General features: G+C 29.9%; 26 protein-coding genes. 23 read left to right on the top strand and 3 right to left on the bottom strand.

What is annotated here, in order from left to right; genetic code table 11:
- Nucleotide 1 precedes the first annotated feature (1 nt).
- The 5 genes from JW646_RS04560 to JW646_RS04540 all read left to right on the top strand — a co-directional run bounded on the left by JW646_RS04560 (nt 2) and on the right by JW646_RS04540 (nt 4,616).
- Nucleotides 2-1,033: a C4-dicarboxylate TRAP transporter substrate-binding protein gene (locus JW646_RS04560; RefSeq protein WP_228416758.1), complete on the top strand. Its 1,032-nt coding sequence runs from the start codon at nt 2-4 to the stop codon at nt 1,031-1,033.
- A 26-nt stretch (nt 1,034-1,059) separates the two neighbouring features.
- Complete coding sequence (locus tag JW646_RS04555; protein ID WP_228106951.1) at nt 1,060-1,566, top strand: TRAP transporter small permease; 507 nt, start codon at nt 1,060-1,062, stop codon at nt 1,564-1,566.
- On the top strand, nt 1,566-2,852 hold the full coding sequence (locus tag JW646_RS04550; RefSeq protein WP_228416757.1) for a TRAP transporter large permease: 1,287 nt from the start codon (nt 1,566-1,568) through the stop codon (nt 2,850-2,852). The genes JW646_RS04555 and JW646_RS04550 overlap by 1 nt, the downstream gene beginning before the upstream one ends.
- Nucleotides 2,853-2,962: 110 nt before the next feature.
- Nucleotides 2,963-3,610 (top strand): bifunctional 2-keto-4-hydroxyglutarate aldolase/2-keto-3-deoxy-6-phosphogluconate aldolase, encoded by a 648-nt coding sequence (locus tag JW646_RS04545; protein ID WP_228416756.1) that lies wholly within the window; start codon nt 2,963-2,965, stop codon nt 3,608-3,610.
- Nucleotides 3,591-4,616 (top strand): PfkB family carbohydrate kinase, encoded by a 1,026-nt coding sequence (locus JW646_RS04540; protein ID WP_228416755.1) that lies wholly within the window; start codon nt 3,591-3,593, stop codon nt 4,614-4,616. Before JW646_RS04545 ends, JW646_RS04540 begins: the two co-directional genes overlap by 20 nt.
- Before the next feature lie 57 nt (nt 4,617-4,673).
- Here the strand turns inward: JW646_RS04540 and JW646_RS04535 are convergent, their stop codons facing one another.
- Together JW646_RS04535 and JW646_RS04530 are read right to left on the bottom strand one after the other, a co-directional pair.
- Nucleotides 4,674-5,678 carry an LCP family protein gene (locus JW646_RS04535; protein ID WP_228416754.1) on the bottom strand — a complete coding sequence of 335 codons (1,005 nt, stop codon included), beginning with the start codon at nt 5,676-5,678 and terminating at the stop codon, nt 4,674-4,676.
- A gap of 105 nt (nt 5,679-5,783) precedes the next feature.
- Entirely contained in the window at nt 5,784-6,551 is a 768-nt protein-coding gene (locus JW646_RS04530; RefSeq protein WP_228416753.1) for an LCP family protein, read from the bottom strand.
- Between the two features lie 178 nt (nt 6,552-6,729).
- On the opposite strand from JW646_RS04530, the gene JW646_RS04525 reads away from it, so the two are divergent.
- The 11 genes from JW646_RS04525 (at nt 6,730) to JW646_RS04475 (ending at nt 17,752) form a co-directional block, all read left to right on the top strand.
- The gene (locus JW646_RS04525; RefSeq protein WP_228416752.1) at nt 6,730-7,494 is read left to right on the top strand and encodes an IclR family transcriptional regulator; all 765 of its coding nucleotides are present in this window, start codon (nt 6,730-6,732) and stop codon (nt 7,492-7,494) included.
- A gap of 213 nt (nt 7,495-7,707) precedes the next feature.
- Nucleotides 7,708-9,147 carry a Na+/H+ antiporter NhaC gene (gene nhaC, locus JW646_RS04520; protein WP_228416751.1) on the top strand — a complete coding sequence of 480 codons (1,440 nt, stop codon included), beginning with the start codon at nt 7,708-7,710 and terminating at the stop codon, nt 9,145-9,147.
- Nucleotides 9,148-9,244: 97 nt separating this feature from the next.
- Nucleotides 9,245-10,306: a butyrate kinase gene (gene buk / locus JW646_RS04515; protein ID WP_228416750.1), complete on the top strand. Its 1,062-nt coding sequence runs from the start codon at nt 9,245-9,247 to the stop codon at nt 10,304-10,306.
- A 15-nt stretch (nt 10,307-10,321) separates the two neighbouring features.
- Nucleotides 10,322-11,215 carry a bifunctional enoyl-CoA hydratase/phosphate acetyltransferase gene (locus JW646_RS04510; RefSeq protein WP_228416749.1) on the top strand — a complete coding sequence of 298 codons (894 nt, stop codon included), beginning with the start codon at nt 10,322-10,324 and terminating at the stop codon, nt 11,213-11,215.
- Between the two features lie 24 nt (nt 11,216-11,239).
- Nucleotides 11,240-12,457: an aminotransferase-like domain-containing protein gene (locus JW646_RS04505; RefSeq protein ID WP_228416748.1), complete on the top strand. Its 1,218-nt coding sequence runs from the start codon at nt 11,240-11,242 to the stop codon at nt 12,455-12,457.
- A gap of 15 nt (nt 12,458-12,472) precedes the next feature.
- Nucleotides 12,473-13,747 carry an MFS transporter gene (locus tag JW646_RS04500; protein ID WP_228416747.1) on the top strand — a complete coding sequence of 425 codons (1,275 nt, stop codon included), beginning with the start codon at nt 12,473-12,475 and terminating at the stop codon, nt 13,745-13,747.
- Between the two features lie 119 nt (nt 13,748-13,866).
- Nucleotides 13,867-14,064: a 4Fe-4S binding protein gene (locus JW646_RS04495; protein ID WP_228416746.1), complete on the top strand. Its 198-nt coding sequence runs from the start codon at nt 13,867-13,869 to the stop codon at nt 14,062-14,064.
- A 21-nt stretch (nt 14,065-14,085) separates the two neighbouring features.
- Nucleotides 14,086-15,162 carry a 3-methyl-2-oxobutanoate dehydrogenase subunit VorB gene (gene vorB / locus JW646_RS04490; protein WP_228416745.1) on the top strand — a complete coding sequence of 359 codons (1,077 nt, stop codon included), beginning with the start codon at nt 14,086-14,088 and terminating at the stop codon, nt 15,160-15,162.
- A 2-nt stretch (nt 15,163-15,164) separates the two neighbouring features.
- Nucleotides 15,165-15,896, top strand: coding sequence for a thiamine pyrophosphate-dependent enzyme (locus tag JW646_RS04485; protein ID WP_148558084.1), 732 nt, complete (start codon nt 15,165-15,167; stop codon nt 15,894-15,896).
- A gap of 1 nt (nt 15,897) precedes the next feature.
- Nucleotides 15,898-16,443, top strand: coding sequence for a 2-oxoacid:acceptor oxidoreductase family protein (locus tag JW646_RS04480; RefSeq protein ID WP_148558083.1), 546 nt, complete (start codon nt 15,898-15,900; stop codon nt 16,441-16,443).
- A 166-nt stretch (nt 16,444-16,609) separates the two neighbouring features.
- Nucleotides 16,610-17,752 carry a M20 family metallopeptidase gene (locus tag JW646_RS04475; RefSeq protein ID WP_228416744.1) on the top strand — a complete coding sequence of 381 codons (1,143 nt, stop codon included), beginning with the start codon at nt 16,610-16,612 and terminating at the stop codon, nt 17,750-17,752.
- A 249-nt stretch (nt 17,753-18,001) separates the two neighbouring features.
- Here JW646_RS04475 and JW646_RS04470 read toward each other — a convergent pair whose 3' ends face one another.
- Nucleotides 18,002-18,967, bottom strand: a complete 966-nt coding sequence (locus tag JW646_RS04470; protein ID WP_228416743.1) for a hypothetical protein — start codon at nt 18,965-18,967, stop codon at nt 18,002-18,004.
- 329 nt (nt 18,968-19,296) lie between these two features.
- Here JW646_RS04470 and JW646_RS04465 point away from each other — a divergent pair, with 329 nt between their 5' ends.
- The 7 genes from JW646_RS04465 to JW646_RS04435 all read left to right on the top strand — a co-directional run bounded on the left by JW646_RS04465 (nt 19,297) and on the right by JW646_RS04435 (nt 23,885).
- Nucleotides 19,297-19,839 (top strand): TasA family protein, encoded by a 543-nt coding sequence (locus JW646_RS04465; protein WP_228416742.1) that lies wholly within the window; start codon nt 19,297-19,299, stop codon nt 19,837-19,839.
- Nucleotides 19,840-19,909: 70 nt separating this feature from the next.
- Nucleotides 19,910-20,590, top strand: a complete 681-nt coding sequence (locus JW646_RS04460; protein ID WP_228416741.1) for a hypothetical protein — start codon at nt 19,910-19,912, stop codon at nt 20,588-20,590.
- Nucleotides 20,583-21,206 carry a CalY family protein gene (locus JW646_RS04455; protein WP_228416740.1) on the top strand — a complete coding sequence of 208 codons (624 nt, stop codon included), beginning with the start codon at nt 20,583-20,585 and terminating at the stop codon, nt 21,204-21,206. Before JW646_RS04460 ends, JW646_RS04455 begins: the two co-directional genes overlap by 8 nt.
- A gap of 1 nt (nt 21,207) precedes the next feature.
- Nucleotides 21,208-21,930 carry a hypothetical protein gene (locus JW646_RS04450; protein ID WP_228416739.1) on the top strand — a complete coding sequence of 241 codons (723 nt, stop codon included), beginning with the start codon at nt 21,208-21,210 and terminating at the stop codon, nt 21,928-21,930.
- A gap of 33 nt (nt 21,931-21,963) precedes the next feature.
- Nucleotides 21,964-22,461 (top strand): signal peptidase I, encoded by a 498-nt coding sequence (locus JW646_RS04445; protein WP_228416738.1) that lies wholly within the window; start codon nt 21,964-21,966, stop codon nt 22,459-22,461.
- Between the two features lie 170 nt (nt 22,462-22,631).
- Nucleotides 22,632-23,186 (top strand): class D sortase, encoded by a 555-nt coding sequence (locus tag JW646_RS04440; protein ID WP_228416737.1) that lies wholly within the window; start codon nt 22,632-22,634, stop codon nt 23,184-23,186.
- A gap of 102 nt (nt 23,187-23,288) precedes the next feature.
- Nucleotides 23,289-23,885, top strand: coding sequence for a response regulator transcription factor (locus tag JW646_RS04435; protein WP_148558074.1), 597 nt, complete (start codon nt 23,289-23,291; stop codon nt 23,883-23,885).
- Nucleotides 23,886-24,014: the final 129 nt, after the last annotated feature.

Below are 24,014 nucleotides of genomic sequence, written 5' to 3'. Positions count from 1 at the left end.
GATGAAAATTAAAAAATTATTAGCAGTTATTTTATCAGCAACACTAGGAATGACAAGTTTAGCAGGCTGTTCAAAATATGAACGTCCTGCCCCGTCAAAAGAAAATCCTATGACAGTACAAATAGGTTTTGAAAACTCAATAAGTGAGCCAATAGGACAAGCCTTAGAAAAATGGCAAGAGTTAGTAGCAGAAAAAGGTGATGGAAGTTTAAAAATTGAGCTATTCCCAGATAGCCAATTAGGTTCAAAGAGTGAGCTTATAGATACAATGCTTATCGGTGAACCAGTAATAACATTGGCAGATGGAGCATTTTATGCTGACTATGGAGTAAAAGACATGGGAATATTATTTGGACCTTTCTTATTTGATAATTGGGAGCAATGTTGGACTTTAATTGAAAGTGATTGGTACAAAAAGGAAAGTAGTTTATTAGAAGAAAAAGGTTTGAAAATACTTGCTTCTAACTGGATGTACGGAGACAGACATACTTTAACTACAAAAAAAGTTGAAAAGCCAGAGGACTTAAAAGGATTAAAGATACGTGTTCCAGGTAATGAAATACAATCAATAGGTTTTGATACTTTAGGTGCAACATCTACAGGTATGGACTTAGGTGAAGTTTATCAATCATTACAAACAAAAGCTATAGATGGAGCAGAAAACCCAATAGCTACTTTGTATGGAAGAAAATTACACGAAGTTGCAAAATATTTATTATTAGATGGTCACGTTAAAAACTTTACTACATGGGTATGTAGTGCAGATTTCTTCAACAGTTTAACTAAAGAACAACAAGACTTATTAGTTTCAACAGGAGAAGAAGCAGGACTTTACAACAATGGTTTACAAGCAGATGCAGAAGCTGAATATCTTCAACAAATGAAAGATCAAGGTGTAACTGTAACTGACTTAACTGAAAAAACAAAAGCTGAATTTAAAAAAGCTGCAGAGCCTTTCTATAAATTAGAAGAGAAATTTGGATGGTCAAAGGGTCTATATGATACAGTTAGAAAAGCTATGGGAGCAGAGTAATCTATAAAAATTAAGAGGTGAATAAAGTGAAAAAGGATAATACATTTCTAAAAATAGTTAAAAACTTAGATATTTTTGTAGCCGTAGTAGCTTTAATTGTACTTGTTGGCCTTACATCTTCTGGAGTTGTGATGAGATATGTCATAGGAAAACCATTTACTTGGTTGGAAGAAGTACAATTATTCTGTATGGTTTGGATAGTATTTGGTGCAGGTGGAGCGGCATTTAGAACAGGAAATCATGTTGCAATAGAAATGGTTGTTGAAATGTTCCCAAAACCTGTGCAAAAGGTAATAGGAATAATAGTTGATTTAGTTGTTTTATTTGTGATATCTTACTTATTTGTTCAAAGTATAAGATTCGTGGGAGTATTCGTAAGTAGCGAAAGAGCTACAAGTATGCTGAAAATACCTTATACATTAATATACGGTATAGCACCAGTATCATACTTATTAATGATAGTAAGTTACTTTACTTCTAAATATATAAATAAGAACGAAGAAGAAATTAATGAAGAAGGGGTGGCTATTTAATGAGTTCAGGAATTGTTTTAGCAGCAATAGTAATGTTAGTGTTATTATTCATGAAAGTACCTGTATACATATCTGTATTAGGTGGATCTGCAATGTATTTCTTACTTGATCCATATGCAAATCCAATAGTATATGCACAACAAGCAATTACAGGAGTAGAAAGTATATCATTACTAGCAATACCATTTTTCATCTGTGCTGGTATATTTATGAACTATACTGGTGTAACTAAAAGAATAATGGATTTCTGTGAAGTAATAACAGGTAGAATGTCTGGTGGTCTTGCTCAAGTAAATGTTTTATTATCTACTTTAATGGGTGGACTTTCAGGATCAAATATAGCAGATGCAGCAATGCAGTCAAAAATGATAGTTCCAGAAATGGAAAGAAAAGGTTTTTCTAACTCTTTCTCAACAGTTGTTACAGCATGTTCTTCTATGATAACACCATTAATACCTCCAGGAATAGCAATGATTCTTTATGGATGTATAGCTAATGTTTCTATAGGACAACTGTTCATGTCAGGTATAGGTATAGGAGCACTTCTTTGTGTAAGTATGATGTTATTAGTTGCAGTAATATCTAAAAAAAGAGGGTACGTACCCATAAGAACAGAAAAAATAACAAGACAAGAATTTACAAAAGTTTTAAAGCCAGCAATATTACCATTATGTTTACCAATATTAATAATAGGTGGTATTCGTGTGGGAGCATTTACTGCAACGGAAGCAGGATCAATAGCAATAATATATGCTTTAGTTTTAGGATTGATATATAGAGAAATAAAAATAAAAGATATGGTAGTGGGATTAAAAGAAACTGTTACAACTACAGCATCAATAATGCTAATAGTTGGAGCTGCCAGTGTATTTTCATGGATATTAACAAAAGAAAGAATACCTCAACAATTAACTGAATGGATGGTTACAGTAATAGATAACAAATATTTATTTTTAATATTAGTTAACTTATTCTTATTAATAGTAGGTATGTTTATAGAAGGAAATGCATCTATGATAATTTTAGTTCCATTGCTTGCACCAGTTGCTGCAGCTTATGGGATTAATGAAATACAATTTGCTATGATTTACATATTTAACAATGCCATAGGTGCCATTTCACCACCAATGGGAACTCTGATGTTCGTCACATGTGGTATTACCAAGTGTAAAACAAAGGCATTTATTAAAGAGGCACTACCATTTTATGGTTTATTAATATTAAACTTACTTTTAATAACATATATACCAGTGTTCTCTACATTCATAGTAAATTTATTCTATTAAGAGAGAGCTAAATAACTTATAAAGAAACTCATTTCAATTAAGTATAAAGCGGAAATCTTAATTGAAATGAGTTATTTGTATATAAAAAACTGAATTTTGGGGGAAATAAAATGATTAAAATAAATACATTAAAAGCATTAGCACACTGTGGTGTAGTGGCAGTAGTTAGAGGAAACTCAAAAGAAGTTGGAGTTGAGATATCAAAAGCTTGTATAAAAGGTGGAGTTAAAGCCATAGAAGTAACTTATACTAACAAATTTGCAAACGATATAATAAAGGCTCTAAGTGAAGCGTTTGAAGGAGAAGAGGATGTAATAATAGGAGCAGGAACAGTACTTGACTCAGAAACTGCAAGAGCTGCCATGCTTGCTGGGGCAAAATATATAGTATCGCCAGGATTTTCTGCAGAAACAGCAAAAATATGTAACAGATATAAAGTTCCATATATTCCAGGTGTAATGACTATAAATGAAGTGATAGAAGCTCATGAAGTAGGCGTGGATTTTGTGAAATTATTCCCAGGAAGTGCTTTTGGACAAGGATATATAAAGGCAATAAAAGGACCATTACCTTATGCCAACATAATGGTAACAGGTGGAGTTAATTTAGATAATTTAGATTCATGGATAAAAGCTGGAGTTGATGCAGTGGGAATTGGTGGAGAACTAAACAGCCTTGGTGAAGAAGGAAGGTTTGAAGAAATAACATCAATTTGCGAAAGTTATATTTCTAAATTAAATGAAGTTAGAGGTAAGTAATATGAGGGTTGCAGGATTTGGAGAGATAATGCTTAGATTATCTACAAATAAAGGACAAATGATAACACAGTGTAATAGCTTTAATGCTAATTATGGTGGAGGAGAAGCTAATGTTTTAGTTTCTTTATCTAACTACGGAGTAGATACTAGAATGTTAACGTGTGTTTCCAATGATGATATAGGAAAAAGTATTACAAACTACTTAAGTAGTCACAGTGTGGATACAAATTTTATAAATAAAAGTGATAAAAGAACGGGAATATACTTTTTACAAGTAGGTAGTGGAAACAGAGCATCTAAGGTTATTTATGATAGAGCTGATTCTGCCTTTGCAAACATGAAAGTAGATGATTTACATATAGAAAAAGCTTTAGAAGAAGTAGACGTTTTTCATTTTTCTGGTATAACTTTAGCTCTTTCTAATGACCTTAGAAAATTAACTATGAAAATATTAGAACACTGTAAGAAAAATAATATAATGGTTAGTTATGACTCAAACTACAGGGCAAAATTATGGAGTTTGGAAGAGGCTAGAAAAGCCACTTTAGAAATATTGCCTTATGTAAATTTATTATCAGCGGGAATACTCGACGCTGAAAATATTCTATTAATGAATAGTGATTTAGAAGATAAACACGAAAAATTAAAATACTATTATGATGAAATAAGTAAAACTTATCCGAATATTAAGTATATGTTTTCTTCCATGAGAAATATAATATCTTCATCCGTAAACAATTTACAATGTAATTACTATACAAATGGGTGTTTATTCTCATCTTCAGTTATAACAATTGACGATATAATCGATAGAATTGGTGGTGGAGATAGCTTAACTGCAGGAATAATTTATTCTATTATAAATAATAAAGAGCCAGAATATACATGTGAGTTTGCAACTACTGCTTCAGTTTTAAAACATAGTATTCATGGAGATGCCAACTTAATTTCTGTAGAAGAGGTGGAGAATTTAATGTACAATGGAGTAGGAAAAATATCACGCTAAAAAAGGATCTGTACAGATCCTTTTTTACTTAAACTATCTTTTTATTTTATTATTTCTCTAATAATTAAGTTCAATTTTACTATTATCTTTTAAATAATCATTATCTTTCATATCTATATCTTTAAAAATAAAATCTTTTAAAACACTGACAGAATTTAAATCATAAAGCCATACCCATCCAGCATCTTTGTAAGTGCCACCTTTAACATGAACATTATCTATAATAGGGAATTGCCCCTGTTTAACATTGTTAATAGCCCCAGAAGAGTAGGCGTTAGCAGCCAAACTGAAAATTTCTGAAGATGTAATATTTGTTGAGTAGTATGGAGCTAAGTCATTAAGAGTTTTGTCCTGAGTTGATGTAGCTTTATTTTTTATATCTCTAAGGGCTGACATAAGAACTTCTCGTTGTCTAGAATCTCTGTTGATAGCATTGTCTGAATATCTTATTCTAGTATAAGCAATAGCTTGGTATCCATTAAGCTTTTGCACACCAGCTGAATCCAAAAGTTTCATAGAACCCTTATTTTCATAAGTACAACTTTCATAAGAAGCAGGAATTAAATTATTTACAGCTTTCAATTCATGCCCATCCACATTTACCTCAACTCCACCTAAGATAAATATGATATTCATTAAATTATCAAAATCTACTTGTATGTATTTATATAGCTCAATTCCAAAGTTATTTTTTATTGTTTTAAATAGCAAATCTTGTTTTCCCCAGAAATAAGCCTCATTAAGTTTACCCTTTCCATATCCAGGTATATCAACATAAGTATCACGAGCTAATGATGTAAGTTTTATACTCTTGTTTTTCATGTCAAGTGTGGCAATAATCATGCAGTCTGATCTAAAGGCTTCTTCCTTATGTCTACCATCAGTTCCAAGCAATAAAATATTTGTAATATTGTTTGAAGTATTTTCAGTAGATGAATTATCTGTCCTTGAATTTTTATTATTTTGCAAAGCCCAGAAAGTAATACAAGGTATGCCTATAAGCAGTAAAAGTAATACCACAGTAATAGTTTTTAAGTTAAAATTCTTTTGTTTTTTTGCCAAAGTAAGCCTCCTTATCAATAATAAATAATTATATCATATTGATAAACTACTAAATCACTATTTTATCCCAAAAACAAAAAAACCGACTTAAAAGCCGGCTTTACACTATCTAAACTCATATTCAGTTGATGCAAGTTTTAGCATATCAGGAATAGTTAAATTTGTTTCCACATAAGGTTTCATTTTATTATAAATTTCAAGGTATTTATTAAAACCTAAATCTTTCATATTTTTAGCTAAAGCAAGAAGAGCATCTTTTTGCCTATTGCTATCTTTTGAGATCACACTAATATAAGCCAATGTTTGGTATTCATTTATATTTTGAACACCTGGAGATGTTGTTAATTTCATCTCACCTTTATTCTCACCTTGTAGCTTGGAATAAAATTTTGGAATTAAATTGTTAATAAGGTTTAAATCTTCTGCCTTAATATTAACAGATATATCACCCAAGATTGAAATTACATTCATTAATTTAGATGTATCAACTTGTAAAAACTTATCTAAATTTATATTTAGATTTTTCTCAACAGTATCTAATAAATTATCCATATTACTTCTATCAAAATAACCTGTATTTGCAACTTCTGTTAATTTTATATCCTTATTGGTTGGGTCAAGTGATGCCACTACCATGGAGTCTGACTTATCATCCAAAAGTAAGATGTTTGTAGTCTTTTGTGAAGTTTCATATTTAGTTGAGCCTTCTGTATAATTGTTATCCATAATATTTTCTTTTACTTTAGTGGAAGAAGGTAAGCTATTTGATTTTTTATGTGGAAATAAATCAGCATAAGATACTACACCGATTATTATTAAAATTAAACTTGTTGATACAATAATAAATTTTAACTTCTTTAAAATTTTAAACAAGAGAATTCCTCCTTATATTAATCGTCATACTAGGATTATGGGAAAAATTCTCAAATTATATAACAGTTTTAATTTTTATAATTGGAGAATTTTTTATTTTGTTTAACAAAATGGAATAATTTACTATAATTATGTTATAATGCAAATAATTATAGTAAATAGTTAGGAGAATATATGGATGAGTGATATAATTAATTCTTTAGATCGTGCTTTAGACATTCTTATACTTTTATACCACAAAAAAAGAGAAATGGGAGTAACTGAAATTAGCAAAGAATTAGGCGTGTACAAAAGTACAATACATAGAACGTTATATACTTTGGAGAATAAAGGGTTTATTAATCAAAATCAGGATAACGGAAAATATTGGCTAGGAGCAAAATTATATGCCATGGGTATGGTTGTAGGCGAAAAAATGTCAATAAAAGAAATTGTAAAACCCTATACTAGAGAGTTAAATATGGAATTTAATGAAGTTGTCAATGTTTCTATTTTGGAAGAAAAATCAGATGATTGTCCTAGAAGTATTGTTATTCATAAAGAATGTGGTTCTAATCAGCTTCAATCTGTAAATCCAACAGTTGGCTCAAGTTGTGAATGCTACTGCTCTTCTGTAGGAAAATGTCTAATGGCATTTAATGATATAAATTTTAAATCATTTAAAGATTTAAAAATAAAAAAGTATACAGATACAACAATAGAAAACTGGGATGATATGTTATATGTACTAGAAAAAATAAGACAAGATGGATATGCAATAGATAATGAAGAGCTAGAACATGGATTGACTTGTATTGGAGCACCTATATTAGATAGAGATAATAAAGCTATTGCTGCAATAAGTTTATCAGGGCCAACTATAAGAATGAAAAATGGTGATTTTAATTACAAAGTAAAAAGAGTAATTGAAACTGCTAAAAAAATATCTAACTTATTACAGTAGAAAATTGTATAGTTTATCAATAAAACAATAAATAGCCAAAAGAATTTAGATTAATTCTTTTGGTTTTTTTATTTTGACAAAATATTTTAAATAATTTGAAAATAAAGTTGAAATTGGTAAAAAATGGTGATATTATTAAAATATAAATAGAACATCGTTCTAAAGAATAGAACATTATGATTTTATTATATAAAATACTGGAGGAGTTTAAGAATGAAAAAAAGTGAAGGAAGAAAAGCCACCTTAGTAGAAGCGTTAATTCCTATCATATTTTTAGTGTGTTTTTTATTTATAACCATATTTAAACTTGGGGGTACACCCCATATTCCATTAATAATAACAGCAATAGTTGCAGGTTTAATAGCTACATTAAGGCTTAAATACCCATGGAAATATATAGAAGAGAGTATGTTTGAAACTATAAAAATGGCTATGCAAGCTATTCTAATCACTTTGCTAATAGGTATATTAATAGGAACCTGGATTATTAGTGGAGTTGTTCCCTGTATGGTTTACTGGGGACTAAAGATGATATCACCACAAATATTTTTAGTAGCTACATTAATTACTTGCTCTATAATTTCCCTATCAACAGGATCATCATGGAGTACAATGGGTACTGTTGGAGTGGCCTTATTAGGAATAGGTCAAAGTTTAGGTATGCCAGCAGGTTTGGTAGCTGGAGCAATAATATCTGGAGCTTATTTTGGAGATAAACTATCTCCTTTATCAGAAACAACAAATTTAGCACCAGCTATGGCAGGAACAGATTTATTTACTCATATTAAATTCATGTTATACTCTACAATTCCTTCATTAATAATTTGCATCATAATATATGGAGTAATTGGATTTAAATATTCGGCACAAAATTTAGACATGACACAAATCAATTTAATCAGATCTACATTAGAATCAACATACAACACATTATCACCAATACTTTTATTAGCACCACTTTTTGTAATATCGTTAGTGATTTTTAAAATACCTGCAATTCCAGGATTAGTTGGAGGAGCATTAATAGGAGTTATATTTGCTGTAGTGTTCCAAGGGGCTTCTTTAGGAGAGATTATGGACGTAGCACAAAATGGATACATATCAACAACGGGAATAGCTTCTGTAGATGAACTTTTATCAAAGGGAGGCTTAATGAGTATGATGAGTACAGTTTCATTAATACTTTGTGCTTTATCTTTGGGAGGTATTTTAGAAAAAACAGGCATGCTAGAAGTAATAGCTACCTCTTTATTAAAATTAGCAAAAGGCACATTTGGTACTGTTGCTTGTACAATGATAACATGTGCACTAACTAATGCTATTGCAGGAGAGCAATATTTATCAATAGTATTACCTGGAAGAATGTATAAAATGGAATTTGAAAAAAGAGGACTACACCCTAAGATGCTATCAAGAGCCTTAGAAGATAGTGGTACCTTAACATCTGTATTGATACCATGGACATCATGTGGAGCTTATGCATCAGGAACTTTAGGAGTAAGTGCATTTGCATATGCGCCATTTGCGTTTTTAAACTTAATAAATCCTTTTGTATCCTTGGCGATGATAGCAATGAAAATAAAAATAGTAAAGATTGAGGATGACTTGGAAACAGCAATTGTATACAAAAAAGAGCAAGCAAATATGAATTAAAATAGATATTACCGCTAAATATAAATTTTTTGTTTTTAATAAATAGAACTATGTTCTGGCAAGTAGAACCGTGATGGAGTTTTTAGAGGAGGAATAAATGAGAATTTTAGCTATTAATCCAGGAGGAACATCAACAAAGATATCAGTCTTTGATGATAAAAAGGAAATACTGAAAAAGAGTATAGTACATACGAGAAGAGATTTGAAAGATTACAAGAAAGTTTTTGATGAGTATGAATATAGAAAATCCTTAATATTAAATGTTTTAGATGAAGAAAAAATTAAACTAAATTCAATAGATGCAACAGTTGGTAGAGGTGGATTAATGAAACCTATTGAAGGTGGAACTTATAGAGTTAATGATAAAATGATTGAAGATTTAAGAAATGAAGTAAATGGAGAGCATGCTTCAAATTTAGGCTCAGTTTTAGCAAAAAATATAGGTGATGAAATAGGAGTTTCATCATTTGTAGTTGACCCAGTATCTGTAGATGAATTTGATGAGGTTTCTAGAATAACAGGAATATCAGATATAGAAAAATCAAGTTGGCTACATGCACTAAATCATAAGGCTGTATCTAGAAAAATAGCAGAAAAGCTAGGTGGAAAATACGAAGAGTTTAACTTTATAGTAGCTCACTTAGGTTCGGGAATATCAATAGTAGCTCACAAAAATGGAAAAATGATTGATGGTAGTGGGGGGAGATCTGATGGTCCTTTTTCACCGGAGAGAAGTGGAGGGTTGTTAGCTTATCCTTTAATAGAGTTATGTTACTGTGGAAAATACACAAAAGAAGAGATGGTTACCAAAGTAAGTAGTACAGGTGGAATGTACGATTATTTAGGAACAAAAGATATTATTGAAATACAAGAAAGAATTAAAAATGGTGATAAGAAAGCAGAGTTAATTATGGATGCTTTTATATATCAAATTGCCAAGGAAATAAGCATGTATGGAGCTTCACTTTATGGAAAAGTAGATAGAATAATTTTAACAGGTGGAATAGCTTATTCAAAACATGTAACTGAAGAGGTAATAAAAAGAGTATCGTATTTAGCTCCTGTTGAGATAGTTCCAGGAGAAATGGAAATGGAAGCATTAGTATTAGGTGTGCTTCGAGTATTAAAAAAAGAAGAAAAAGAAAAAGTCTATAAATAGGTTTAAGGGGGCAATATGATAAGAAACTTTGATGATTTATTAAATCAAGCCAAAAGTATTGAAAGAGTAACTATAAGTGTGGCTGCAGCTGAAGATGAAGCAGTTTTAAAAGCAATAAAATATGCTGTTGATTTAGGATTTGTTAAACCAATATTAGTAGGAGACAAAAACAAAATTGATTTAATAGCTAGAAATATTTGTTTGGAAGGATATGAAGTTGTAAACTGTGACTCTCCAGAAGAATCAGTAAAAAAAGCTGTAGAATTAGTTAAAACTAAGAAAGCAAAAGTTCTTATGAAAGGCCTAGTTAATACAAGTACGTATTTAAGAGCCATACTAAATAAGGAAGATGGACTAAGAACAGGTAGATTATTAAGTTTATTGGCTGTATATGAGTTACCGCAATATCACAAATTATTATACTGCACAGATAGTGGTATAAATGTGGCGCCATATTTAAAACAAAAAAAAGACATAATGACCAATGCATTACTAAGTATGTCTAGTATGGGAATTAAAAATCCTAAAACAGCCATATTAACAGCAAATGAAATGGTAGACCCAAAAGTTCAATCTACAATGGATGCATTTGAACTAGTAAAAATGGTGAGGGGAGGAGAGATTCCACAATGCATAGCAGAAGGACCTATAGCTTTTGATGTTGCTTTTGATGAACAAGCTGCTAAGCATAAAGGAATTGACAGTAAAATAGCAGGAAATGTGGACTTGTTAGTATTTCCAAACATAGAAACAGGAAATGCCTTAGGAAAGTCTTGGTTAAGATTTAATAATGCAAAATGGGCAGGTATAGTTTTAGGAGCAACAAATCCTATAATTTTAGGATCAAGATCTGATACTGCAGAAATAAAAGTTAATTCTATTGCACTTGCTTGTTTAGCATCTCAATAAAAAAGTTAAAAAGGGGGATATATTATGAAATATGCACAAAGAATGAGTATGGTTAAGCCTTCAGCTATAAGAGATTCACAAAAAAAAATAGCTGCAAAAGTAGCAAGTGGAGGAAGTGTTATATCTTTCGCAGCAGGACTTCCTGACCCAAATTTATTTCCATTAAAAGAAATAAGTGAAGTTACAGAAAAAGTACTTAAAGAAAGAGGAAAATTTGCTTTAGCATATGGACCAACAAAAGGTGAAAATGAATTATTAGAGCTATTAACAAAGAGAATGAAGGAAGAAGAAAATATTGACACTAAACCAGAAAATATAATAATTACAACTGGTTCACAACAAGGAATAGCAGTTAGTGCAATGGTATTATTAGATAAAGGAGACATAGTAGTTACAGAAAATCCAAGTTACTTAGGAGCAATAAATGCATTTAGACCTTATGAATGTGATTTTTTAGGGGTAGATACAGATGAAGAAGGAATGGTAACAGAAGATTTAGATAAAATATTATCAGAAAATTCTAAAATAAAAATAATATACGTAATACCAACATTTCAGAATCCAACAGGAAAAACTTGGTCGCTACAAAGAAGAAAAGATTTTATGAATGTTATAAACAAATATGATGATGTAGTAGTAATAGAAGATAATCCTTATGGAGAAATAAGGTTTACAGAAGAAGCACTTCCTACGCTTAAGTCTTTAGATACTAAGGATAAAGTATTATATCTAGGGTCTTTTTCAAAAGTATTATGTCCAGGATTTAGGGTAGCATGGATGTGCGGTGATAAAGAAATTATAGATAAAGCAGAACTTTTAAAACAAGGTATAGACTTACAATCAAATCAATTTTCACAAGTTCAAGTAATAGAATTTTTAAAGAAATATGACTTAAATAAACATATAGAAAAGATAAGAGCTGAGTATAAGAAAAGATGTTTATTAATGTTAGATACAATAAAACAATATTTCCCAGAGGAAATAAAATATACAAAACCAGATGGTGGAATGTTTATATGGTTAGAATTACCAGATGAAATTAATGTAGATGAATTATTAGATAAAGCTATAGAAGCTGGCGTTGCATATGTTTCAGGAGAATCTTTCTTTGCGAATAATGGCCCTAAAAATACTATGAGACTTAACTATACTACAATGCCAGAAGCTCAAATAGTTGAGGGAATAAAGATATTATCCAATGTGTTGAAGAAAGAACTTAATTATGCATGTGAACAAGTGTAAAGGAGAGAAATTTATATGGGAGAAAAGGCTAAGAGTACGGGTTTCAGTAAGTTAATATTTCAATTAACAGTAATTGCAATTTGTTGGGAAGTAGTGTATATCATACCATTTATTCAATATACACTATATGATCCAATTTTAGAAGCCTTGCAATGTACAAATACACAACTTGGATTATTGTTAACGATTTATGGATTGGGTAATATATTTGGTGCACCGGTAGGTGGCTGGTTAGCAGATAGATTTGATTATAGAAAGATAATACTAGGATCAGTTTTTCTAAATGGAGTTGTATCTATAGCTTTTGCTTATAATATGAACTATAAATTTGCCATAGTAACTTGGATTGGATGTGCAATTACTTCATTAGTAATGAATTATCCTTCAATGGTAAAAATTCTTAGAGTTATAGGAAAAGAAAATCAAGGTAAAGTTTATGGATTTAACGAGGCAATGGTTGGAGTATCAGGTGTAATTATGGGAGCAGTTTTCTTGTATATATACACAAAAATTGGAGTTCCTGCTTTAGGTATGAAATGGGTTATGATATCTCTAGGAATCTTATCTTTTGTTATGTGTCCAATATTATGGTATGTAATTAAAGATGTAGAGGCAGAAGATATAAAAGATAATGATTCAGAAAAGATGGCAATGAAAGATTTTATGATAGTTTTAAAATCACCAAATACTTGGTTAGTTGGAATAAGTATATTCTGTGTATATTCATTTACAGTTACAATGTCTTACTTTACTCCTTATGTAACATCAGTGCTTGGAGGATCAGTAGCACTTTCTGGTGGATTAGCAATAATAAGACAACATGGGCTTAAATTATTTGGAGCTCCATTTGGTGGATTTTGTGCTGATAAGTTAAAGTCTCCAACTAAAGTTCTTTTACCAATTTATGTTCTAGGAATAGTAACTATAGTTCTATTTTTAGTATTGCCATCATCAACACCTATGATGTTATTTATAGCATTAACATTTATAGTAGGTCTTTTGGGATATATGGGAAAAGGTATTTATTATGCAGTTCAAGAAGAAGTTGATGTACCTGTTAGATATTCAGCAACTACAATAGGAATAGCTGCAGCATTAGGTTTTTCACCAGATGTATTTCAATTTACGTTAATAGGGTACTGGATTGATACATATGGAAACAAAGGATATACTTATACGTTTATCTTCCAAATAGCTATTTTAGTAGTTGGGATACTATCTTGTTTGTATATATTAAATCTTAAGAAAAAAAGAAATAGACAGGCTGAAAATACATCGGTAGCAGAATAGACTGAGAGTTAATGCAAAATTCTATAACTTTCTACAAGTAAAATAAAAATAGGGTTTTGCATGGAATAAAAATAGAACAATGTTCTAAAAATGAAAATATCTGAAGGGAGATTTATCTAATGTCAAAAGTAAAATTAGAAGTTGAAAGATGTAAAGGTTGTTATTTATGCATGGATGCTTGTAAAAAAGAAGCTATTAGTCTTTCAAATTACACAAATAAAAAAGGATTTGTAACAGTACAAGTTGACGAAGAAAAATGCGTTCAATGTGGAGCTTGTTATACAATGTGTCCAGATCTAGTATTTGAAATATTATAAAGACTATAAGGGGGAAAAAACATGGAAACTTTATTAATAAAGGGAAATGAAGCCTTAGCAGAAGGAGCGATTCGTGGAGGATGTAGATTTTATGCAGGATATCCAATAACTCCACAAACAGAAATATTGGAAATGATGTCATGGAGACAAAAAGAAGTAGGTGGAGTATTTGTTCAAGGAGAATCTGAAATTGCCAGTGTAAATATGGTTATGGGAGCGTGTGCTCTTGGAGCAAGAGCAATGACTTCTTCATCAGGACCAGGATTTTCACTAAAACAAGAAGGTATAGCTTATTGGGTATCGGCAGGATTACCAGCAGTAGTAGCTTGTGTTCAAAGATATGGTATAGGTGATGGGTTTATAGGAGCAGGACAAGATAACTACTGGCAAGCTGTTAAAGGTGGTGGAAATGGCGATTATCATTTAATAGTTTTAGCACCAAATAGTGTTCAAGAAAATATGGATATGGCCTATGAATCATTTGAATTGGCTGAGAAATATATGCATCCAGTACTATTATTATCTGATGCAACTATAGGACAAATGATTGAGCCTTGTATAGCACCGCCAATGAAGGAGTATGACAAAGATCAAGCACCTTGGGCATGTAAAGGAACTCCAGTTGGACAAAAAAATAAGGTTATAACAGATATAACTTATTTTGAAGATCAAGATACATGGCAAAAAGGTTATATAGAAAAAATGCGCAAAATACAAGAAGAAGAGCAAAGATGGGAAGATATATCAATAGAAGATGCAGATGTAGTATTTGTAGCATATGGAATATCATCTAGAGTAGCAGAAGGAGCAGTAAGGGAAGGTAGAAAACAAGGATTAAAACTCGGATTAATAAGACCGAAAACTCTATGGCCTTACCCAAGAAAAGCGTTCAAAAGACTACCAGAAACTTTAAAAGGATTAGTAACTGTTGAAATGAATATGATGTCTCAAATGAAGGAAGACGTTATCATAGCTTGTGAAAATAGATATCCAGTATATTCAGCTGCAACAGCACAATATATGCCGGAAGTAAATCAATTGGTGGATTATGCAAAAAATATTGTTGATGGAAAAGCAACTGTAGAGGAGGTATTTTAACTATGGCTAAAAAAGCACCTGCAATTATGATGAAGGAAAATATGTTTTGTGGAGGATGTGGTCACTCCTTATTTGACAGAATACTTGGAGAAGTACTTACAGAAATGGACATTTGTCAGGATACAATAATATGCTCTGATATAGGATGCAATCATATGTTCCAATTTAGTATGAATGTGGATGTTGTAGTTCCTCCTCACGGGAAAATGGGAGCTGCAATGACAGCAATGAAGAGAGTAAGACCAGACAAGTATATATTTACAATAGCTGGAGATGGCGGAGCGTATGCCATAGGGCTTGGAGAAACAATGTCTGCAGCAATAAGAAATGAAAACGTAGCATTCTTTGTAATGAACAATGGATTATTTGCAATGACTGGTGGACAAATGGCTCCAACAACAATACCTGGTCAAAAAACTGCATCAACTCCATATGGCAGAAATTTTGAAGATCATGGAGCTACAATAGATGTGGTAAAAACTATGGGAAATTTAGATATAGCATATCTTGCTAGATGTACAATTACTAATCCTAAAGAAATTAATAAAACTAAGAAATATATAAAAAAAGCATTGGAAAAACAAAGAGAAAATCAAGGATTCTGTTTAGTAGAAGTACTTGTTCCTTGTCCTACAAATTGGGGTCTAAGTCCAATAAATGCAATGAAGAGAATAGAGGATGATTTAATTCCAAACTATCCACTAGGTGAATTTATAGATAAGGAGGTAAAATAATATGTTAAATGAAATAATTTGTGCTGGTTTTGGAGGACAAGGGGTTCTAACAGCAGGAAAAATATTAATATATGTAGCATATAAGGAAAAAAAACAACTTACATGGTTCCCTTCTTATGGTAACGAAATGAGAGGTGGAAGTGCAAACTGTAATGTTGTAATAAGTGACGAAAAAATAGCTAGTCCAGTTGTGAAAAACCCAACCATATTATTAGGAATGAATAGTGTTTCTGTAAACAAATATGAACCATTGATGAAAAAAGATGGGTATATGTTTGTTAATAGCTCTTTAGTAGACAAAGATAAAATATATAGAGATGATGTAAATGTAATACTAGTTCCTGTTACTGAAATTGCTCAAGGAATAAATAACGAAAGAGCTGCTAACATATGCATGTTAGGTGCGATGATTAAAAAACTAGGCATATTTACAAAGTTAGAATTTGAAGATGGTATGTGTGAGTACTTTGAAAATTTAGGCAAGGGAAAATTTAATTCTAAAAATTTAGAAGCTTTTGAAGCTGGCTATAATTATGAATTTAAATAAAGTATAAAATAAGAGTATCTTAATAATTCGTATTAAGATACTCTAAATATAAACTTTAATAATATAAATATAGATTATATGAAAAAGGAAATGAATATGATTATTTCTTTTTTTATATAATTTATTTTTACCCAGCAATTAAAAATAAATACAAGGAGGATATATTATGAAGGAAAAGATATTACTTAAAATAGAGTCCATAAGAGAAGAAATAATAGACTTGAGTATAGATATATACAATAATCCAGAAGTTGCAATGCAAGAATATGAATCAAGTAAAAAGTTAGGAAATTTCTTAAGAGAAAAAGGTTTTGAGGTAGAAGAAAATCTAGCAGGTATGGAAACTGCCTTTAAAGGGACAATAAAAAATGGCGATGGCCCGAAAATAGCCTTATGCGCAGAATATGATGCACTACCTTATGGTCATGCTTGCGGACACCACTTAATAGGCGCAACAAGTATAGCAGCAGGAATAGGAATAGCAGAAGCTCTAAAAAAATATAATGGTGAAATTAGTATAATAGGCACACCAGCAGAAGAAATAGGAGAAGGAAAGCCTTACTTAATAGAAAAAGGTGTATTTGGCAATTATGATCTAGCTATGATGGTTCATCCTTTTGCTGATACATGTATTGAACCTATGGTTACAACAATCGGAGGTTATGATTTTACTTTTATAGGAAAAACAAGTCATGCAGGAGCTAAACCATATGAAGGCATAAATGCCTTAGATGCAGTAGTATGTTTTTACAATAATATAAGTATGTTGAGACAACAATTAAAAGATGGAACTAGAATACATGGAATAATACTAGAAGGTGGAGATGTTGTAAATTCTATACCTGATAGATGTAAAATAAGATATGAAATAAGATCAACAGAAACAGATTACTACAATGAAGTAACTGAAAAAGTTATAAATTGTGCAAAAGCAGCAGCATTAGCAACAGGATGTAAATTAGAATACAATAAGTTTGAACGTGTTTGTTTAGGTTTAAAAAGAAATAAAACTTTAGCAGAGATATTCAAAAGCAAAATGAATGAGTTTGGAATAGTAGATAATCAAAAACAACTATGTGGAGGTTCAACTGATATGGGAGATGTAAGTCATATAATTCCATCACTTCACCCAATGATAAAATTCGTAGAAAATAATGAAGATGTTCACACTAAAGAGTTTTTAGCTTCATCTATAAAACCATATGCTTTTAATATGTTAATAAATAGTGCTAAAACACTAGCAATGACAGCATTAGAGATTTTAAAAAATCCACAATTAGTTGACACAATGAAGGAGGAACACAAATAAGTAGCTAATAATACAAAATATTATTATAAATTTAGCCGAAGTTAATAGAACCCTTAAAAAGATGCTATGATAAAACGTTTGATTTAGTTTTATCATAGCATTTTTTTGAAAATAAAATCTCAGTAAGATTTTTAGGTATTCCTTTTCCGTTGCTAGTTTCTTTGCATCATATATATTGATTTTTTTATTTCATTTAAATTCATGATTTTTACAATGGATTTACAGTTAAGTTTTGTACATGTATTAACTTTATTTTATTCCAGCTGCAGTATGTAATACTTCAGTTGCAGCAAAAGCAGTTTCATAGTTTAATAAATTATTTTGTCTTCCATAAGTTATAGACTCATTTAATGCATTTATCCAATCTTCTTTAGTATCTTCTGTAGCATTTTTGACACCATCTACATCAGTCATTAATCTTCTTAATATAGTATTATCAAGTGTTGAAATTTCGCCTGCTAATCTATTTATATCTTTTACGTATTCATTTTCTGGATCCATATCTTTTATTCTTTCTACTGCTGTGTTAGCAAATATAACCATTCTATCGTAATTATCTCTATCTATAAGGTTTTTGTTATCCATTATATCTATTGCTATTCTCATTTCCTCTATAGCATATTTTAATTGTTCTTGGTCAATATTTGATACTTCCTCACTTACATCTTTAGCAGTAAGCTTATCAGCATATTCATGTAAAAATTTATTTGCATTATTTAATGTTGTTTTATTTATGTAGTTTTTATATTCAGAGTGTACAATATCTGATAATGTTCCATTTAAGTATCCTAACACTGTTTCTTTATGATCTTTACTATAATCATTATCAAAAGCTTCTTTTATATTTTTCATTTCCCCGTAAAGTCTATCTGATAAATCTATTGCTATTCTAAGTTGTTCAGCAGTTTCGTTAATAAATTTAACATGATCATTACTTTCCATACCTCTAATTCTTTCTACAGCAGATGTTGCAAATGCAAGTACATATTCGCGGTTGTCTGGATTAGCTAAATCCTTATTATCCAAATAATTAACTACAACTTTTATCTCTTCTATAGCATATGCTAATTGTTGATTATATTCTTGAGTTGCAGCAGTTTTTTCACCTGTATTTATTTCCTTAGCACTTGCTTCTATTGCTGGAGAGATAGCTGAAAACATTAATGCTGCAGCCATAGCACTGCCTACAAGTCTAGCCATTTTATTTTTTATCATACCCTTATACCCCCTTGAATTAAAAAAAATTATATATGGTCTACATTAAATTATGAACCATACTATTATAAATTCTACAAATTAAGGTATTAACTCACAATTATCATTAGGTGTAGTTTTTTATGATTTAATTAACTACAAAGTATAAGTAGTATACTAAACCATACTACTTTAGTAGTACTACAAAATAATTATGACGATTACTAATCTGTATTATATAAAACTATAGCATTGTATAATATATTTTTATAATACAGATAACTACAATAATAGATATAAACAAACATTTAAGGGGTTTTTAAACAAGCTGTAAAATAGGGGGATAAAAAATGAAAAAGAACAAAACAATAGCATATGCATTAGCAGCAACATTATTAGTAGGGGGAACTTTTGTAGGAACTAAAGCTTTATTCTCAGATAAAGAAGAAGCTTATCATGATTTAGTAATAACAATGGGGAATCTAAATGTGGATGTTACAGAAGGTGAATGGGTAAATCTAAATGATAAAAATACAGAAGCTACTAATACAGGAAGCAAAGATGTATTTACTAATGTAAAACCAGGGGATAGATTTGAAAAGAAATTTGTAATAAAAAATAATGGAACATTAAACCAAAAGCTTACTATAAGTGGTGGAAATTTACTACAAAGTTATTCTAAGGATATACTAGTAGGACAAAATTTTTCTGATTTAAATAATAAAGTGTTAAAAGCTGGAGAATCAGCTGAAGCTACTATAGAAGTTTGTATACCTGAAGATACACAAGGTTTATTTGGAGATAAAGAAGGGCTTAACTTAAATGAAAGACCTACATTTAACTTCAATGACTTAGTTGCACCATTTGAAATAAATGCAACTCAAGTAAATTAATTTGAATCAGATAAATAACAATAAAAGCGCCCTTGTTTATGGGGCGCTTTTTTAGAAAAGGGGAATTTTAGTGAATAAGAGGTTGAAAATAGGGTTAATTTCATCTTTACTGATAGTACTTCCTTTTAACAGCTGTTTTGCACAAAAACAAAATGTAGACATAGAACCTACTTTTACAAACGAGGATGGGCTATGGTATCCAGGAAGAGTTGAAAGTAAAGATTTTAATTTAATAAATAATAGAGAAGAAAATATAACAGTGGATAAATTGTATATGAAGTTTAAATCATGTAAAGATTTAAGAACAAATAATACTTTGAATATATTTAATAAAAAGTATAGAGAATTTGTAAAAAATAGCACAGTAAAACTCACTTATAAAGATCAGGTTTTATTAGAAGAAAAATTGGAAAATTTAACACTTGAAAAAGGCATAGCACTTAATAAAGAGATAAAAATAGAAGCAGGGAAAAAAGCATTATTAAATATGACTATAGATATGGATGAGGAAATGAGTAATGATGCTCAAAATATTGAAAGTATATTTAAAATAGCAGTGTCTTATAAAGCGGATGGTGGTTCTAGAATAAGTAATCCAGATGAAGAATCAGGTAAAGATAAGAACAACAATGGCAATTTACCACAAACAGGGAGTTTAATAAATGGTGAAAGTTTATTAGCTCTTGGAAGTATTGTTGTAGGTGCAGGAATAATACTAAATTTAAAAAAGGGAGGTAAACATAATGAGTAGATTAAATAGAATGAAAATGAAAAAACAACAATGTTTGAAAGCTACTATTTGTGGTGTATCTCTATGCTTATTAATAAGTGTAACAGGCGTTTTGGGAAGTTACGCTTATCTATCAGATAAAGAAACAGTAGATAACAATATAGTAATTACATTGGGAAATGTAAATACGTCTATTGATAAGGGAATAAATTTTGGAGAGTTAAGAGCTGGGAAAGAGAAAACTAGAACTTTTTATATAGAAAACTCAGGTAGTCTGAATCAGAAAGTAAGTATGAAATTTATGCAAACATCATCTCAGGATGAATATGATAAGTTGCTTAGTAAAACTTTAAATTTTAGAATGAAAATAATAGAAGTTGATGAATATGATAAGGTTGTAGAAAGTAGTATACCTATCACTCAACAAAATTTAGATAAGTATTATGATGGAAGTGTTTCACCAAAGTTATCAAGTATAGTATTAGAAAGTGGACATAAATATAAAATTGAGGCTACCATAATGACTAACAAATATGAATCTAATGAAACTAGAACAATGGATGCTCCGTTATATCCTGATGAAACATTTAGTTTTGGGATACAAGTAAATGCTGAGCAAGTTAAGGGGGAAAACTAATATGAAGAGTATAAAAAAATATATTGCCCTTGGTCTTACTATTTCATTAGTATTTGCAGTAAGTAATCTTGCTTATGGTGTATTCAAAGATAGTGACTACACCTCTGTTAATATGAAATTTAATGCTGAGTTGCCTAAGATCAACAGTCATGATAAAAGTGTTACAAAATCATATGATAAAAATACAGGTACCTATAAGGTTGTAATAAGTGGATGTATATATGAAGGAAGAGAACTTTATAAAGATGAAAACAACAAGGAAATGGAAGAACTAAAATTTAAACTAAATGCAAATCAAACTCCATTGGAAGGTGCTAATGTTACTTATATTAGAAATGGAGAAAATATAAAAATAATAATAGAAAAAACTAATTATAATAATAGTTTTGCTAAAAAGTATAATTTTAGCATACAACCCTACTTAATAAAAGTAGGAGGAGGCATATTAAACATAGGTAAAGAAATACATATGTCATTAGAACTAGAAAAATCAAACAATAATCAAAGTGTAACCAACTCCCAGGAAAGTACAACTAGTTCTAGCAATGAATACACAGAAGATGTAGATATAAAAGATAATGTTACAAAAGAAAATACAATTGATAAAGAAGAAAACAAAAGTGAAAGCTTAGAAGAATCATCAGATAAAATACAGGAAAGTAACAAAGAGGATACTAGCCTGGAAGAAAATAAGACAGAAGTAATAGAAAATACTGTGGAATAAAATATTTTAAAATAGTATGGTAGGAGAGAAAAAATGCCTAATGAAGTAATAGTAAAAAACAAATTTAATAAAACAAAAATAATAAATTTTATAGTAGTAGCAATATTTTTAGTATTAGGCCTAAACCTACTTACAACTAAGTCAGAAAAGATGTTTGACATAGTAGGATATAAAACCTATACAGTGCTATCTGGTAGTATGGAGCCTACCTTTAAGCCAGGAGACTTAATTATAACTAAAAATAAAAATAGATGTAACATAGAAGTAGAAGATATAGCAACATTTAAGAATACAAAAGGGACGGTAATTACACATAGAATAATAGGGAAATCAAATGAAGGATACGTTACAAAAGGTGACAACAATAAAGTAGAAGATAAAGATATAATAAATGAAGAGAATATTGTTGGCAAAGTAGTATTTAACATACCAAAACTAGGGTTTGCAATAAATTTTCTTTCTAATCCTATAGTAGTAGCCATTGAAATGATACTATTATCCTTATTTATTTTTTATTATTTTAAAGAATAGGTGAAGTTACGCTGTTGATAAACTCTAGAATTAAGTTATATCAACTCATTTATGAAATGTAAAAAATGTATTTTTGAGCAACGGAGTTGCCTGAAGCGATAGCGAAGGCATCTCGTTGGCGATATGAGCGAAGCGAATTTTTTATTATTTTAAAGAATAGGTGAAGTTTTATGAGGAAAATAGTAGGTAAAATACTAATATTATTGGGATTTTTTATAATATGTTCAGTTATATATATTAACTATTCTACAGTAAAAAATAATAATGAAATAGTAAAAATCTATGAAGATGATAAATATAATAATAATAAAGAAAAGAATGCCTTAGTTAGCAATGTAGTTTGTATTTTGGAAATACCTAAAATTAATATAAAAGTTGCTGTAAAAGAAGGAACAGGTGAAAACATATTAGAAAAAAGTGTGGGACATTTTGAAAATACTGCCCTACCTGGTGAAAAAGGAAATTTTGCAGTTGCTGGACACAGTGCATATACTACTAACAAATTTTTTTCTAATCTTAATAAATTAGAAATAGGTGACGAAATTAAGGCTAAAGTACATGAACAAGAATATATGTATAAAGTCACAGATATACAGATAGTTAAACCTGAAAATTTACACGTATTAAACCCACAAAAACAAGATAGTAAAGAAATAACCTTAATTACTTGTACTCCTAAGTACGTAGGAACGAATAGATTAGTAGTAAAAGGTATAATAATGTAAAACAAAAGTATTATAAAAAATAATACTAAATATGGAAAAGTATAATACTAAATGCTACTATTGTATTGGGGAAATTTAATATAAAGGGGTATGTGATTGAATATGAATATTTTAGTAGTATCAGGTTCTTTTTTTATAAGAGAGTCGCTTACTACATTTTTGTGTGGGGGAAATGAAAATGTAAAAGTAGACTGTGTAAGAAGAATTTCTGAATTGGACCATGGGGATATAAGTAAAGTAGATATGTTATTTGCTGACTTATATGAAGAAGAATTATCAAATTTAATATTAATCAAAGAAAAATATGAGCATATAAAAATGATAGTGTATGACAGAAGTAAAAGTAGTAGAAACTTTAGTAAAATAGCTCAATATAATATTGAAGGGTATATCACTGAAATATCAGAAAAGGAAGAATTGATTTATTTATTAAATAGAGTATATAAAAATAAAAAGTATTATGATTTGGACATAATGGAAGATATGATACATAATCCTAGTGAGAAAAATTACATCACAAGTAAACTTACAAATAGAGAACAAGAAATATTAGAAAAAGTTGGTGTAGGTTATACAAATAAAGAAATTGCAAATAGGTTATATATTTCTGTAAATACAGTAAAAAAACATATAAGTAATATACTGTATAAGTTGGATATGAAAAATAGAAAAGATTTGATTATATATACAAATGAATAAATATGATATAAAAATGTCTGCTTTTTTTAAAGCAGACATTTTTATATTTTAAGAATTAAATAAAATGATGTATAAAATAATCATCCATGTATAAAACATTGATATATAATTATATTAAGTCTAAAAATG

Source organism: Terrisporobacter hibernicus, from assembly GCF_020809405.1.
GTDB lineage: Bacteria > Bacillota > Clostridia > Peptostreptococcales > Peptostreptococcaceae > Terrisporobacter > Terrisporobacter petrolearius.
Note: the sequence above shows the minus strand (reverse complement) of the source record. Positions and strands in the feature narration are given on the sequence as shown.